Annotated in this window: 17 protein-coding genes; 3 read left to right on the top strand and 14 right to left on the bottom strand. The window is 40.3% G+C overall.

Annotation, left to right across the window (positions count from 1 at the left end):
- Positions 1–45 precede the first annotated feature (45 nt).
- The 9 genes from AB2B49_RS07025 to AB2B49_RS06985 all read right to left on the bottom strand — a co-directional run bounded on the left by AB2B49_RS07025 (position 46) and on the right by AB2B49_RS06985 (position 6,454).
- On the bottom strand, positions 46–657 hold the full coding sequence (locus AB2B49_RS07025) for a CPBP family intramembrane glutamic endopeptidase (protein ID WP_320692027.1): 612 nt from the start codon (positions 655–657) through the stop codon (positions 46–48).
- A 30-nt stretch (positions 658–687) separates the two neighbouring features.
- Positions 688–936, bottom strand: a complete 249-nt coding sequence (blpZ, locus tag AB2B49_RS07020; RefSeq protein ID WP_049505111.1) for an immunity protein BlpZ — start codon at positions 934–936, stop codon at positions 688–690.
- A 41-nt stretch (positions 937–977) separates the two neighbouring features.
- Positions 978–1,667, bottom strand: coding sequence for a CPBP family intramembrane glutamic endopeptidase (locus tag AB2B49_RS07015; protein WP_049505112.1), 690 nt, complete (start codon positions 1,665–1,667; stop codon positions 978–980).
- A gap of 51 nt (positions 1,668–1,718) precedes the next feature.
- A complete protein-coding gene (locus AB2B49_RS07010) occupies positions 1,719–2,102 on the bottom strand; it encodes a hypothetical protein (protein WP_049505114.1) in 384 nt (127 codons plus the stop codon).
- A gap of 71 nt (positions 2,103–2,173) precedes the next feature.
- Positions 2,174–2,578: a hypothetical protein gene (locus AB2B49_RS07005; protein ID WP_049505115.1), complete on the bottom strand. Its 405-nt coding sequence runs from the start codon at positions 2,576–2,578 to the stop codon at positions 2,174–2,176.
- 60 nt (positions 2,579–2,638) lie between these two features.
- Positions 2,639–3,307, bottom strand: coding sequence for a CPBP family intramembrane glutamic endopeptidase (locus tag AB2B49_RS07000; RefSeq protein ID WP_049505117.1), 669 nt, complete (start codon positions 3,305–3,307; stop codon positions 2,639–2,641).
- Positions 3,308–4,010: 703 nt separating this feature from the next.
- Positions 4,011–5,360 carry a sensor histidine kinase gene (locus AB2B49_RS06995; RefSeq protein WP_049505119.1) on the bottom strand — a complete coding sequence of 450 codons (1,350 nt, stop codon included), beginning with the start codon at positions 5,358–5,360 and terminating at the stop codon, positions 4,011–4,013.
- A 13-nt stretch (positions 5,361–5,373) separates the two neighbouring features.
- Positions 5,374–6,111, bottom strand: coding sequence for a response regulator transcription factor (locus tag AB2B49_RS06990; protein ID WP_049505121.1), 738 nt, complete (start codon positions 6,109–6,111; stop codon positions 5,374–5,376).
- 4 nt (positions 6,112–6,115) lie between these two features.
- Positions 6,116–6,454: a LytTR family DNA-binding domain-containing protein gene (locus AB2B49_RS06985; RefSeq protein WP_049505123.1), complete on the bottom strand. Its 339-nt coding sequence runs from the start codon at positions 6,452–6,454 to the stop codon at positions 6,116–6,118.
- 278 nt (positions 6,455–6,732) lie between these two features.
- Between AB2B49_RS06985 and AB2B49_RS06980 the strand changes: the two genes are divergently transcribed.
- A complete protein-coding gene (locus AB2B49_RS06980; RefSeq protein WP_049505124.1) occupies positions 6,733–7,062 on the top strand; it encodes a hypothetical protein in 330 nt (109 codons plus the stop codon).
- Positions 7,063–7,210: 148 nt separating this feature from the next.
- Here the strand turns inward: AB2B49_RS06980 and AB2B49_RS06975 are convergent, their stop codons facing one another.
- Together AB2B49_RS06975 and AB2B49_RS06970 are read right to left on the bottom strand one after the other, a co-directional pair.
- A complete protein-coding gene (locus AB2B49_RS06975) occupies positions 7,211–8,260 on the bottom strand; it encodes an ABC transporter permease (RefSeq protein WP_049505126.1) in 1,050 nt (349 codons plus the stop codon).
- A complete protein-coding gene (locus tag AB2B49_RS06970; protein ID WP_049505127.1) occupies positions 8,257–8,988 on the bottom strand; it encodes an ABC transporter ATP-binding protein in 732 nt (243 codons plus the stop codon). The genes AB2B49_RS06975 and AB2B49_RS06970 overlap by 4 nt, the downstream gene beginning before the upstream one ends.
- Positions 8,989–9,055: 67 nt before the next feature.
- Between AB2B49_RS06970 and AB2B49_RS06965 the strand changes: the two genes are divergently transcribed.
- Both AB2B49_RS06965 and AB2B49_RS06960 read left to right on the top strand, forming a co-directional pair.
- The gene (locus AB2B49_RS06965; protein ID WP_001278305.1) at positions 9,056–9,466 is read left to right on the top strand and encodes an HIT family protein; all 411 of its coding nucleotides are present in this window, start codon (positions 9,056–9,058) and stop codon (positions 9,464–9,466) included.
- Between the two features lie 9 nt (positions 9,467–9,475).
- Positions 9,476–9,763 (top strand): hypothetical protein, encoded by a 288-nt coding sequence (locus tag AB2B49_RS06960; RefSeq protein WP_049505129.1) that lies wholly within the window; start codon positions 9,476–9,478, stop codon positions 9,761–9,763.
- 441 nt (positions 9,764–10,204) lie between these two features.
- Here AB2B49_RS06960 and dnaJ read toward each other — a convergent pair whose 3' ends face one another.
- From dnaJ to grpE, 3 genes are all read right to left on the bottom strand, one after another.
- The gene (dnaJ, locus tag AB2B49_RS06955; protein ID WP_049505132.1) at positions 10,205–11,341 is read right to left on the bottom strand and encodes a molecular chaperone DnaJ; all 1,137 of its coding nucleotides are present in this window, start codon (positions 11,339–11,341) and stop codon (positions 10,205–10,207) included.
- 400 nt (positions 11,342–11,741) lie between these two features.
- Positions 11,742–13,565, bottom strand: a complete 1,824-nt coding sequence (dnaK, locus tag AB2B49_RS06950; protein ID WP_049505133.1) for a molecular chaperone DnaK — start codon at positions 13,563–13,565, stop codon at positions 11,742–11,744.
- 378 nt (positions 13,566–13,943) lie between these two features.
- Positions 13,944–14,459 carry a nucleotide exchange factor GrpE gene (gene grpE / locus AB2B49_RS06945; protein WP_000046025.1) on the bottom strand — a complete coding sequence of 172 codons (516 nt, stop codon included), beginning with the start codon at positions 14,457–14,459 and terminating at the stop codon, positions 13,944–13,946.

Genomic DNA, 14,459 nt, shown 5'->3' with positions numbered 1-14,459 from the left:
TTGAGCAACCTGCGGCTAGTTTCCTAGTTTGCTCTTTGATTTTCATTAAATATAAGTTAAGAGTGGCAAACTGTTGTAAAACATATGAACTAAAGTGGAGACCCATAGGTTTTGACTCTTTTTATAAGCAAAGCCCAGTAACAAGCCCCCGAGTAAATAATAGAAAAACGAAGGAATATCATAAGGTTCATGTATGAAAGAAATGAGAGAGGATGTCAGCACAAGCCCCAGCCAAGAATTTTCAAATACAGCCCCCTGAAGAAGTCCTCTGAACATGAGTTCCTCCTGGATTGGTGCTAAAACTGTGGCACTAACAATAAAGGAAAGCGAAAGTCCTCTACTAGCTTCCTCAAGATGTTGAACCGAAGCACCAGAAACAACTGAGAAAAAAGCATGATAGCTAATACTTACCAGCACAGTGAAAAGAAAGATTCCAATGAACAGCAAGAGTTGTTTCCTGCTTAACATCCCCAAAGAAATCATATCAAACCATTTCGCATAGCCAAAACTAAGGAAAAGCAAGAGACTCTTTATCATAATGAATGTGTACTGGTGTTGAAAATAATCTCCTTGATTGACGGAATATCCCGCTGCACCAACGATTGCAAAGACTAAAAATCCCAAAAACAAGGCATGACATTTATTGAAAATGACCATAAAACTATCCTCCCCACCAAACAGACTTCCCTACACGTCATCCTTAAGCTCTAGCCTTTCCAAAACAAACCATTTGAGTATCCAAAATACGACCACATAACCACCCCCTAAGAAGATAGCCATTAAAGATAGCATGGGATTTAGGAAATAAAAGACCACAACAGATACAAAGGTTAGCACAAAAACATTAAAGGCAATGGTGTCAGAAGCCAAGTCTAGAATATAGGGCGTCAACCAATCTATTTTTTTTGAATCTAGGAAAAATAAATGTTTATACATGATGACCTCCTCTATGACTGAAAAGCAAGTCTTTTGGTTTTTTACCCCAAGACCCTATGTAGAAAAGTGAGTAAAAATGGTAGGTTTGCGATGATATTATTAACAATATGAATCGAATAAGAGGGATAGATACTCTTCGTATAACGTGTCAGCCAGGCAAATAGACAGCCCACTGCCGTATAGACAAAAATATCCGCGAGACTTGGCAAGCTAGAAAAGTGGGGCAAGGCAAATAAGAATGACGGAAAGAGAAGATCCAGTCCCCACCTCGAATTCTTAAAGAAGGCATGTTGAAGCAGTCCCCTACATACCAATTCTTCCATCAGAGGTCCTAGTACGATTAAGGTTAGGTAAACACCAAACTCCGCAAAATTTGTCTCACTATAGGCAATAAACAAATTCCACCCTTCATTAGTTCCCTGAACGTGTTTAGCTGTCAGATAGTTAAAGCAGATAAGCACAATGGCTGCTAACACCGTCAGAACAGAATAGCTCAACCACTTTTTCCTAGGAATACGAAAGAGATAAGCATGACCCGACCTGACTAAAATCCAAATCATCAGGCCGATAAAGAGAAGGCTGATGATGTTTCGAATCCAGATAAGATTTCCTACCCAAGACGAGAACTCCCAATAATTGCTCCAAAATTGGGTTGTCCAAAACAATCCGAAAAACAGAAACAAATAAGAAAGAATGGCACTCGTTTTAAAAAGAATAGAGTGTTTTTTCATAGAACTCCTCCCTATTATGACCTCCCCTTATCAGGCTCTACTGCTGTAAGATTAAGAAGACAGTTTGTTCTTTTTAAGACTGACCTGACTACTAGATAATAGATACATTAAGGCATTAAAGACAATGAAAATATGGCCATAGAATAAAATCAACCTCACATCCAAACCAAGATACAGTTTGACCATCAAAAAGATGAGCAAAAGAATTTGTAACCATACCGTTTTTCCAAAAATAAATTTAAAGCGGTTTTGAATGTCTACTTCCTTGATTTTTACCGCCAAACCTTTATTAGTAAGAAGGAAAACGCCTGCTTCAAACAAGCCACTGTAGAGAACAAGCCACCCAATCGACACATTAGAGATTTGTAAAAATGTCCCTAAAAGAATATTCAACATACTACTAACGAAAATAACAAGAAATAATCTGTATTTCATATTAAATTCCTCCATTCATTTATTTCACGAACGTTTTAATAGAAGCTTCTAATCCAGAAGAGGAAGGCAAACTACTTTTTATAATACTTCAATCCCCAAATGAGCAGAAGCATGATAAGCAAGCAGAGAACCGCGCCAATATAAGCGATTAATTGTTGGTAGGATTCTCCTGCTGTGATACCTCTATACAAACAGATAATAGACATAAAGCCTGTCAAGCCAATATACATGAGTTGATTGGTTCTAGGACTAACCAAATCATCATCTTCAAACTCTCTTATTCTCATTTCCCTAGTGAGGTAAACAGTAACCAAAATAGAAGCCAAGTTAATAACCACTAAAAGAAATTGGAAAACTAAGGAAAAATTTAAAAACTGACGAGATAGAAATAGATAAGTAGAGACAAGCAAGGGCAACTGACCTAGGAACAATCTCGCAAGGAAGATGTTCCGTTTTTTAGCAAGAAAAGTTTTCATTTCTTTGCTCCTTTCATATATTATTAGACGAAGAACTACACAAACTCACCGGTTCAAAACCTAAGTAGCCAGAAAAAAGAGACAGGTGACAGTAGCATTCATCAAACCATGTACAACTACACAGGAATATAGATTTCTCCGCTTTATATAGAGAATTCCTAATACAATTCCTGACACTAGATGTTGAGAGAGCATTTCTCCGTCATGAGCAAATCCAAAAAGAACAGACGAAAGGATAATAGCAACTATGGGAGAATATTTTTCTAAACTTCCTAAAATGATTCCTCTAAAGAGTATCTCCTCCAAAAGAGGTTGAGTGAAAGTAGTTGACAACCAGAATAGAACTATGTACAAGAAACCACTTGTTTCCAAATGTTGAAAAAAGCTTAAAGAACTTGTATTATCATGGACTTTTCCAAGAACGGTCGTGAAAAATATAAAACCAACTACTAAAACCAGATTAGCCAGATAAGCAAGAACAATCCATTTCAATTCTACCCATTTGATTGGCAAGCAATCTAAAGTAGTCTCATCACCCCATCTCTTAATAAGATATACAAGAATGGTTAAGCATATAAAGAAAGATAGAAAGAAGGCACCAACACTGAACACATCTCCCATCACTCCGTCATAAAATCGTCTCACAACAGTTAATGGTACAACTTGAATAGCAAAAGTAAGTAAAAAACAAGTAATTATTTTTTTAAAGATAGAAATCGTTTTTTTCATAGTTTGTTCTTTTTTCAACTCCTTAACAAGATATTTTTTCTAATTTACTACTTCCACGAACGAAGCCACCGCTTCCTTAACTTGTGATTTATCATACTTCCTGCTTCAACCTTTACACTGCTAGTATAGCACTCATTTTGACCTTGGAATACTCAAATCATAAATGGTCATCAAAACCTCTTGAATTGTTAAAAAATTTAAAAAAGCAAGCATGAAAAACATACTTGCCCTGGGGGAACTTGACAATGTGAAAATACAAAATAGAGAACTACTCACCCTCACTTCCGTATGTTCTCATATATTCTCATAATCGCAACAAGGATAGCAGCTGTCCCACTTGCCAAAGCGATAAGGGTAATGATAATGTTGAGGATTTCAGGCGTACTCCCTATTCTATTGATAAGACGGAGTAGGGATATAACTGTCAACTGAATCAGGAGTATTGATTCTACATTTACAAATGAAGTCTGTCGGTTCTTAACTGCATATAAAAAGGCTGGTAGCAAAACACAGGCTATAGCAATCACAAACAGGTTACTCCCTGTTTCTTCTCCCTTGTTCACCACGGAAATCATGAGAAGATTCGAAGCTATGATCAACGTAGAACAGATGATAAAAAAGGATTTCTTATTCATATAGGATACCTCATATACTATGGCATTTTAATTGATGACTACAGGCAGTACTTCTTTCCACAAATCTTCTAATCATAAACTGACATCGAGTGAATCGTTAAAACCTGACGAAAGATTTGATTTTGGCAGGTGGTATTTAGACTGGTATTGGGATGGCTTTCCACAATTTTCATGACGGTATAGAGACCAACTCCTCTCTCCTCTCCTTTAGAGCTTGCTCCAAAGGAGAAGATTTCAGAAATATCTATTCTCTCTTCTTTGATGGAATTTTCTATGATGAAGGTCTCTTGTGCTCCATTTTTTAAAAAGGCGATTGAAACGTGAGGTTGACTAACCTCTACACTGGCTTCAATAGCATTGTCACAAAGGATAGACACAATAGTCAGAAAATCAAGCAGGCTCATCCCCTCTACCTGAATCTCCTCAGGAACTTCGACATTAAAGACAATCTTCTTATCTCTGGCTTTTAGAAATTTTCCCGCGAGGAGACTTTTGAGGGCTTTATCACGAATATTCACCAATCGACCAAGGTCATATTTATTGTCCTGCAATTTTTCACTAGAATCCTTTAAGACGGAGTCGTAGACCTCTTTTATCTGCTCCATGTCCTCCTCTTCAACGCCCAGACGTAAGCTGGTTAAGAGGTTAGTGTAGTCATGGCGAAAGCTCCTTACTTCCTTGTAAAGTTCCTCTATATGCCGACTATAGCGTTCCATATCTCTGTAGCGCAAGGCCTGCTCTTGGTCCAATCTCTCATGGAGTTTGTCCTTCAAATAGGTATCCAATTTCTTGATAATACCCATAAAAAAGAGTAGGTAAAACACTAGGATGAGATGGCGAACAGTCTTTGATTGGATATCGTATGCATATTCAAAGTAAGACAGATTTTCCATGACTAGAAAGTAGGCCCCCATTATCCAGTTAATCTTAGTCAGGGACTTTTGAAAAGCTTTATCGAGAATCTCCTTTCTCAAACTAGTAAAATCATAGTCCAACCATTTCAAAAAGGCTAGAGAAATGAAGAAATTGAAAATCATTATAAACACCCAAATAAATGAGTATTTGTCATTTATTTGCCCTTGGTCTAAAAACGGAAGCACAAAATAAGAAACACCTCTATAAAAGAGATTCACCAATATCATTGGAAAGAGACCATAAAAGAAAAGGAGTTTTTTAGGAAGGCCTCTTAACAATAAGAAAGATAAGCCGATGCCGTACAAGGGTACCACAAAATAAGATAGGTAAGTATTTCCTACTATATAGTTAATCGTTACAAAAACGACTGCTAAAAGTAACTTAAAAAGAAAAGCTTTAAAAAATCTCTCCAGAGTTAGAACAATTCCATCCACCTTAAAAAATATAAACAATTCCAATCCAGCTATCAAAAATGAATATACTATCTTCCAAACTATTTCCATTACATCACCTCACTCAGTGTAAGTTATTGATGGCCTCAGACACTTCCCTGACCTTATAACGCGCGATCAGGCAACTTCCACCATTGGGAAAGTAAAGCAGTTTTTCTTTCTTATCCAAACGAACTACATTGGCAGGATTGATGAGAAAAGAGCGGTGGCACTGCAAGAGACGGGGCTCCTGCTTGAAAACCTCCTCTAAACTCGCTGTAAATTCCAGCCTGTCCGTCTTGGTATAGAGAATAACACGATGGGCTCTGGGCGACGTTTCGAGATAGTAAACCTCTTTAAAAGGATACTGGAATTGAGCAAATTTTGATTTAAAGTAAAAGCAATCTTCCGCCAGACTCTTACTGTCTTGACTATTGGCATAGAGGAGGGCTGTCTCGATACGAGACTCAAATTCCTCTGCTGACAAGGCCTTATCAATGTAGTCCAAAGCAGACACCTGGTAGCGAAAGGACAGGGGCATAAACTCCGAGTGAGTCGTCACAAAGACGATGAGGGCATAAGGATCCCGATCTCGAATCTTTCTAGCTACCTCTAGACCTTTCATCTCCTCATTTCGAATCTCAATATCCAAAAAGAATAGCTGATGGGCTCCCTTCTCATGCACCTCTGCCAGCAGTTGGTCTGGTTTCCCAAAGACTTCAAAAGAACTAGGAATGATACTCTGTTTTTTCAAAAGTTTCTCAATCGTCGTTTCAATTCTAGCTTGTTGGGAAAAGTCATCTTCTAAAACAAATATTCTCATCTTCTTACTCTCCTTGTTTCAACCATTTTTGGCGAATGTCTCTATAGCGACGTCTGGCATACTGAACAGCATATCGACCTTCTTCTCCAAGAAAAAGAGTCTTTCTTTGGATATCCATGGATTTTACTCGTTCAAGGTTGACCAGACAATTTCGATGACATCTCGTCAAGGTTTCTCCATATTGTTTCTCAAGATTGCTTAAATTTTGAAATAGATCAAAGCTAGCGTTTTCTGTAACAATCTGTACGGTATGGGCTTTACTTGGATGCGTTTGGATATAGTAGATATCCTTTATGTTTAATTTGAAAATTTCTTTCTCTTTTTGGATGATAATGTAGTTCATGGATAAAACCTCCTAAAAAGAGGATAGCATAAGTCTAGAAACTATTTTTCACCAAATCCTAAACGGTTCTCAAAAATTCCTAAAGTGTCGAAGTGTTTACAAAATGAATATGATAATCTTACAACTATTTTATCATAAAATTCACTTATTGTAATTCAGGAAATTTCAATGACAATTCAAGATTTGAAGGTAAAAAAAGAGTTAAAAGTGATAAGCTATGATTATAGAAAGACAATCACTTGAAACAACTTTAGAACCATCACAAAGGAGGAATTCTCATGACGGATACAGACCCTATCAAAACAGCTCAGGCACTGATAACTGAGTTAAACAAAGCCTATCAAGTCTGCAAACAGGCAACAGCTGACGATGTCCGCTTTCAGGAGCAGCTGGACAATATCCTTGACTTTCTCTTTAAAGCTGAGACAGTGGATAATCGATTCTTGATTGAACTGGAAAAATTTTACCAGACTTCCAGTCTTCTCATGGGCCTCAGTGCTCTCGAACCAGATGCTCCTACTCGTGCTGCTTGGCGAGCCTATGACCGTTTTCACTTTGATCAAGTCAAAACCAAGTTGAGTCTCTATGGTCCAACCATTATCTTGTAGAAAATAAAAGAAGCTGAGACAGAACTCAACTTCTTTTTTAGTATCATATAAGCAATGTTATACTCAATGAAAATCAAAGAGCAAACTAGGAAGCTAGCCGCAGGTTGCAGATAAAGCTGACGTAGTTTGAAGAGATTTTCGAAGAGTATTAGTCCTGCATCTGATGTTTCACCCGATAAGGGAGATACAAGATTTGCAGGACCAGTCCAGCTCCAAGCAGGGCTAGAAGAGCTAGTTTTTCTTGGAGGGTAATCAAACCAACTATCAGCTGAACCAATAAAACAAAACCTGTCAATCCTCGGATAACTTCCTGTAGTCCCTTCTCTTTCTCCCCTTTTTCTAATGGAAAGAGCTGGGTCAAGTACTGGTAGTCGAAAGCACGATAGAGAGCCAACAACTGGAAGAGCATAAGGTAATTAAACAGGACAACCACTGCCGTCGCAATCCAAGCTTGCTCGATAAAGACTAGAGCTAACAAGGATAGGAAGAGGAGACGGAGACTGAGGGCAAAGAGATCTCCATTTCGCAGATAAGAACGAAGATAGAGGTTTTGCCAAATCTTGCTCGGCACTTTCTGAACTGCTTTAAGGATAAAATCCAGATAAGCGCGACGTTTGACACTATTGGAAACGCCCTTAACCTGAGTAAAGAGAGCAAAGAAACGAAGCAGAATTTGCTTGCGCTTGCTTTCTTGGGCAATGACATAATCCCAGTCCAGCCCAGTTTCAGTGAAAAATTTGCTGGCTTTTTGGCGAAAGAGGAGGTACTTCGCTACTCCCAATAAAAGCACATAGACGAGAAAGACTGGCAAGCCATAGCCCATAGCTAAAAACAAAGGTGCAAATAAGAGTAAAAAGAGGGTTTGGACAATTGTCCAGAAAACAAATGAACGCGACGACTGTCCTTTTAGGTAGGACTTCACCTCCTCTTCACTGACTAAGAGAAAGAGCTTGTCAGGTCCTTCCATGTAGGTCGCGATTCCTCCCCAAGCCAAAAGCAAGGCAGATACAATCCCCAAAAACAAGAGGATGGGCCAATGATTATAAGGAAAATCTTGCAAGAGTTGACTGTACTGGTAGGCTAGAAAACCGATGAGAACCAGCAGGAATAAGACAAAGTGATCATTGAGAACATAACGCAGATAACCGACACACTCCTTGCGAAAAGCCTGCTTTCGCTTTAAAAACAAGTCTTTCATAGCTCCTCCTCTTTGGTTAGAGCCAAGTAAATGTCGTTCAAGCTAGCCTCGGGCATGTCAAAGGCTTCGCGGAGTTGCTGGAGGTTCCCCTGAGCCCGCACCTCTCCCTTGTGGAGGATAACAAAGGCGTCACACATCTTTTCCGCCGAATCCAGCACGTGGGTACTCATGAGGATGGACTTGCCTTTTTGCTTTTCTACTTCCAAAAGCTGAATCAAGTCAGAAATAGCCAGCGGATCGAGGCCAAGGAAAGGCTCATCAACGATGAAAAGACTCGGATCCACGACAAAAGCACAGATAATCATGACCTTCTGCTTCATCCCTTTGGAAAAATGCACTGGGAACCAGTCTAATTTTTGGTCCAAACGGAACATTTTTAACAAAGGTTCCGCACGATCAAAAGCCACTTTTTGCTCAATACCATAAGCCATGGCAACCGTCTCGATATGCTCTCTGAGGGTCAATTCCTCATACAAGCTAGGCGTTTCAGGAATATAGCCAATCTGCTTGCGGTAGCTAGTCGCATCTTCTCGCAGGGTTAAACCATTAATCTTAATTTCCCCACTGTAAGGCGTCAAAAGACCGATAATCTCATTGATAGTCGTTGATTTTCCAGCACCGTTGAGACCAATCAAACCGACCAATTGCCCACTTTCAACGATAAAGGACACATCTTTCAAGACAGGAACGTGGACATAGCCTCCTGTCAGGTTTTTAATTTCTAACATATTTTCTCCGAATCTGGTATAATGTAGCTATATTATATCAAAATTTAATACAGTAGAGGTGGATTTTATGTCAGATTGCATTTTTTGTAAGATCATCGCAGGGGAGATTCCTGCTTCAAAAGTATACGAGGATGAGCAGGTTCTTGCCTTTCTTGATATCTCTCAAGTAACGCCTGGACACACCCTCATTGTACCCAAAGAGCATTTTCGCAATCTTTTGGAGATGGACGCTGCCAGCGCTAGCCAACTCTTTGCCCAAGTACCAACAGTGGCTCAAAAAGTCATGAAGGCTACCAAGGCTGCCGGAATGAACATCATCGCCAACTGTGAGGAAGTTGCTGGTCAAACAGTCTTTCATACTCACGTGCATCTCGTACCTCGCTACGGTGCAGAAGATGACCTCAAGATTGACTTTATCGCCCACGAACCTGACTTTGACAAACTTGCCCAAGTCGCTGAAACCATTAAAAACGCTTAAGGAGATGCCATGAAACTATCCAATCTATTGCTGTTTGCAGGAGCTGCAGCTGGAAGTTATTTTGTCGTGAAAAATCGCCAAGCCATTCAGGATGAAGTGCTAGATACAACTGACCGCATTGAATCTATCAAGGATGATTTGGATATCATCCAAAACAGCTTGCAAATCATCGACCAGCAAAAAGCCCTTATCAAGGAATATCAAAAAGACTTGACCTACAAGTTCAAAGTCTTGGAAAAAGATTTCCAGACTAGACTAGCTGTGATAAAAGAAACACAGGAGCTTGAGGATAAGTAAAAAAGAGCCCGATGGCTCTTTTTAGTTTATAGATTTTTTAAGACTTTCCTTAAGTAATGACGGACGGTAGCGACCTTCTTCGAAATTCCATACCTAAACTTTGAGCCTAGGTCTCAAAGTTTCCGAACACCTGAAATCAACTGGTTTCAGGTGTTTTCATTACGGCGAAAAGTCTGGGAAAGTATTTGATATATACTCAATGAAAATCAAAGAGCAAACTAGGAAACTAGCCGCAGGTTGCTCAAAACACTGTTTTGAGGTTGTAGATAAGACTGACGAATTCAGTCACATATATACGGCAAGGCGACGTTGACGCGGTTTGAAGAGATTTTCGAAGAGTATTAGTTATGAAATGGTGAATGAGTTGTCTAAATTGTGGTGTATAGTTGATGGGATATAGCTTGTTTACGCTTTAAAAAGAGCCCGACGGCTCTTTTTACTTTATTCTCCTTCAAAGGCATCTTTAATATGGTCAAAGAAGCCTTTTTTCTTTGGATTGACTTTCAAGTCACCTGCAGCCGCGAATTCTTTAAGCGCTGCTTTTTGGCGGTCGTTCAAACCTGTCGGAGTCACGACATTGACAGTAACGTATTGGTCACCAACGGCACCACCACGAAGGCTCGGTGCTCCCTTGCCACGTAGACGGAATTTCTTGCCAGTCTGAGTTCCTTCTGGGATAACCAATTCAACATCTCCATGAACAGTTGGAATTTCCACAGTATCTCCAAGAGTTGCTTGGACAATATTGAGATTTAACTTGTAGAAAATAGTTGTTCCTTCACGTTCAAATTTATCACTGGCTTCAACAGAAACCACCACGTACAAGTCCCCGTAAGGTCCACCGTTAAAGCCTGCTTCACCTTGACCAGCGAGGCGGATTTGTTGGCCTGTTTCCACACCAGCAGGGATCTTCACATGTACGCTATGAGCTTGTTTTTCATGACCTGTACCGTGACATGTAGTACATGGATCTTTAATTTCTTTTCCGCGACCATGACAGACATCACAGGTTACTTGGCGACGCATCATACCAAGAGGAGTCTGCGTATCGACGTTAATAACACCAGCGCCATGACAGCGTCCACAAGTGACTGGACTTGTTCCTGGCTTAGCACCAGATCCGTTACAGGTACGACAGCTTGCTTCACGATTGTATTTAACCTCTTTTTCTGTTCCAAAAATAGCTTCTTCAAAAGTCAAATTCACACGGTACTGGAGGTCATCCCCTTGACGAGGAGCGTTTGGATTGCGTGAAGCTCCGCCTCCCCCGAAAAAACTTGAGAAGATATCTTCAAAACCACCGAAGCCACCTGCTCCGTCAAAGCCACCAAAACCACCGGCACCACCAAAGCCACCGTTGGCACCCGCAGCACCATATTGGTCATAGGCTGCACGTTTTTGGTCGTCACTCAAAGTCTCATAGGCTTCTTGAACTTCCTTGTATTTTTCCTCAGCGCCAGGATCCTTGTTGATATCTGGGTGATATTTTTTGGAAAGCTTACGATAAGCCTTTTTGATCTCGTCTGCCGAAGCGTTTTTTGACACCCCCAGACGATCATAAAATTCAGTATTGTTCATACAAGATACTAAGAGCGAACAGAAAGCGACTGAAATTTAGGAAACCGACAAGAAATCCTGATTTCTTAGGAGGTTTATCTAATTTCCAAGCTTTCCGCTCGAGTTCAATTATGAACACCCTTATTCCTTTCTGTTAATATTTCGGAACGAAACCTCAATCTAGTTCGGGTTCAATTCCTTTCTTTCATATTGATGATAAAAACTCAAATAAATTAGGTTCAGCACCTTTTTACCGAAAAACAGAGGCTGGGTTGCAACCTCTGGATTTCTTCTTATACTTACAACGCAAAAGTCATCATAGCGATTGTAGTAGATTGACAATCACTTTAGTGATTAGTCATTCTTAACGACCTCGCTCTCCGATTTTCAAGCTCGGGATAAAATAGTCCACTGGACTATTTTATTTCTCCGTAAACTCTCCGTCTACGACGTCATCGCCTGCGTTTCCTGTTGCTTGTGCGCCTTCTGCTCCTGCTTGAGCTTGTTGCGCTGCTGCGGCTTGTTCGTAGAGTTTAACAGCAAGTCCTTGAGCTTTTTCATTCAAGGCTTCGAGTTTTGCTTTCATTTCGTCCAAGTTGTTGTCTTCTTGAGCTTTCTTAAGCTCATCAAGTGCAGCTTGGGCAGCATCACGTTCTGCATCGAAGCCTTTTCCTTCAGTTTCCTTGATTGTCTTTTCAGTCGCAAAGATTGCTTGGTCTACTTCGTTACGAAGGTCTACTTCTTCTTTACGTTTCTTATCTGCTTCAGCGTTTGCCTCTGCATCTTTCATCATGCGGTCGATTTCTTCATCAGTCAAACCTGAGTTAGATTGGATGACAATAGTTTGTTCTTTTTGAGTTCCAAGGTCTTTGGCCTTAACAGACACGATACCGTTCTTGTCGATGTCAAATGTTACTTCGATTTGAGGAATTCCACGAGGTGCAGCCGGGATGTCAGTCAATTGGAAGCGTCCAAGAGTCTTGTTATCTGCTGCCATTGGACGTTCACCTTGAAGAACGTGGATATCAACGGCCGGTTGGTTGTCCGCTGCAGTTGAGAAGACTTGTGATTTAGATGTTGGAATTGTTGTGTTACGGTCGATGAGTTTTGTGAAGACACCACCCATTGTTTCGATACCAAGTGACAATGGTGTTACGTCAAGAAGAACAACGTCTTTCACATCACCAGTGATCACACCACCTTGGATAGCCGCACCCATAGCAACTACTTCGTCAGGGTTTACTGATTTGTTTGGTTCTTTACCAGTTTCAGATTTAACAGCTTCAACAACGGCAGGGATACGAGTTGAACCACCAACAAGGATAACTTCATCGATTTCTGACAAGCTCAAACCTGCATCTGAAAGGGCTTGACGAACTGGAACTTTTGTACGTTCAACAAGGTCACGAGTCAAATCGTCAAATTTCGCACGAGTCAAAGTCATTTCCAAGTGAAGAGGTCCAGCCTCACCTGCAGTGATGAATGGCAAGCTGATTTGCGTTGAAGTCACGCCAGAAAGGTCTTTCTTAGCTTTTTCAGCTGCGTCCTTCAAACGTTGAACAGCCATTTTGTCGTTTGACAAGTCGATACCATTTTCTTTCTTGAATTCTGCTACTAAGTGGTCGATGATCTTTTGGTCAAAGTCATCACCACCGAGTTTGTTGTCCCCTGCAGTTGACAATACATCAAATACACCATCACCCAATTCAAGGATAGAGACGTCGAATGTACCACCACCAAGGTCAAATACCAAGATTTTTTCTTCTTTGTCAGTCTTGTCCAAACCGTATGCAAGAGCTGCTGCAGTTGGCTCGTTAACGATACGTTCTACTTCAAGACCAGCGATTTTACCAGCGTCTTTTGTTGCTTGACGTTGAGCATCGTTGAAGTAAGCTGGGACTGTGATAACTGCTTTGGTTACTTTTTCACCAAGGTATTCTTCAGCGTAACCTTTCAAGTATTGAAGAATCATAGCTGAGATTTCTTGTGGAGTGTATTCTTTTCCATTTGCAGAAACTTTTTCAGAAGTTCCCATCTTAGATTTGATAGAGATAACTGTATCTGGGTTTGTGACTGCTTGGCGTTTTGCGGCATCACCAACGATGATTTCTCCGTTTTTGAATGATACTACAGATGGAGTTGTACGGTTACCTTCTGGGTTTGCGATGATTTTGCTTTCAGTTCCTTCAAGAACTGCAACTGCTGAGTTTGTTGTACCTAAGTCAATACCGATAATTTTAGACATGTGTTTTTCTCCTTAAATTTTATATTCTATTTTTGACTTTTCTTAATATTCCCCTTAAGTGGTGGGGACGTGAGCAACTCCCTACGGGATTTCATCACTTATTTTTGAGCCTATTGTCTCAAAAATCCCCTGTTTCAGTAGCAAAAACTACTGAAACTTTCACCACGGCGGGAAATATCATCCTTGCAAGCCTCCGACTTGCTTTTTATCTTTCTTTCATAGTTTATTGTCGTTTCGGACAAGTTTTCAATGTATATATATTGCGACACGAGGAGTCGAAATCGATATTATTTCGACGACGAGTTAGTAAGGAGGCTAGGCAAACGCCATAGCGATTGCCGTTTTCTGACGAGTTGCTTTAGCTACCGTCAGAATTGCCTAGTTGTATACTACTACCATAGCCGGTCTTAGGATGCGGTCATGGAGTTTGTAGCCTTTTTGGAAGACTTGTGCGATGGTATCTGCTGGATGTTCATCATCTGCTGGGAGAGTTTGGATGGCCATATGATAGTTATGGTCAAATTCGCCGTCAGCTGCGATTTCTTCGATTCCTTCTTCTTTCAAAGCGTAAACCAAGCTTTCTTGCACCATCTCCAATCCTTTTTTAACATCGTCTGTCAAACCTTCAACGGCTAGTGCACGTTCTAAGTTGTCGAGCGATGGTAAGATTGCTTTTGCCAGGTCTTGGCTACGATAACGTTGCAAGTTTTGACGTTCTTCATTGGCACGGCGTTGAATATTTTGCATTTCTGCATGAGCGCGAAGGTATTTATTTTCAAACTCATCTGCACGTTCATTTGCCAAGTCCAACTCTGACTTTTCAGGAGTTGTTTCTTCAGTTGTTTCCACAACTTCCTCTTCTTTCATTTCTTCATTTTTTATATCTTGGGCCAT

Origin of the sequence: Streptococcus jiangnanensis, from assembly GCF_040888325.1 — a bacterium.
Classification (GTDB): Bacteria; Bacillota; Bacilli; order Lactobacillales; family Streptococcaceae; genus Streptococcus; species Streptococcus jiangnanensis.
This window is presented reverse-complemented; position numbering and strand designations above follow the sequence as displayed.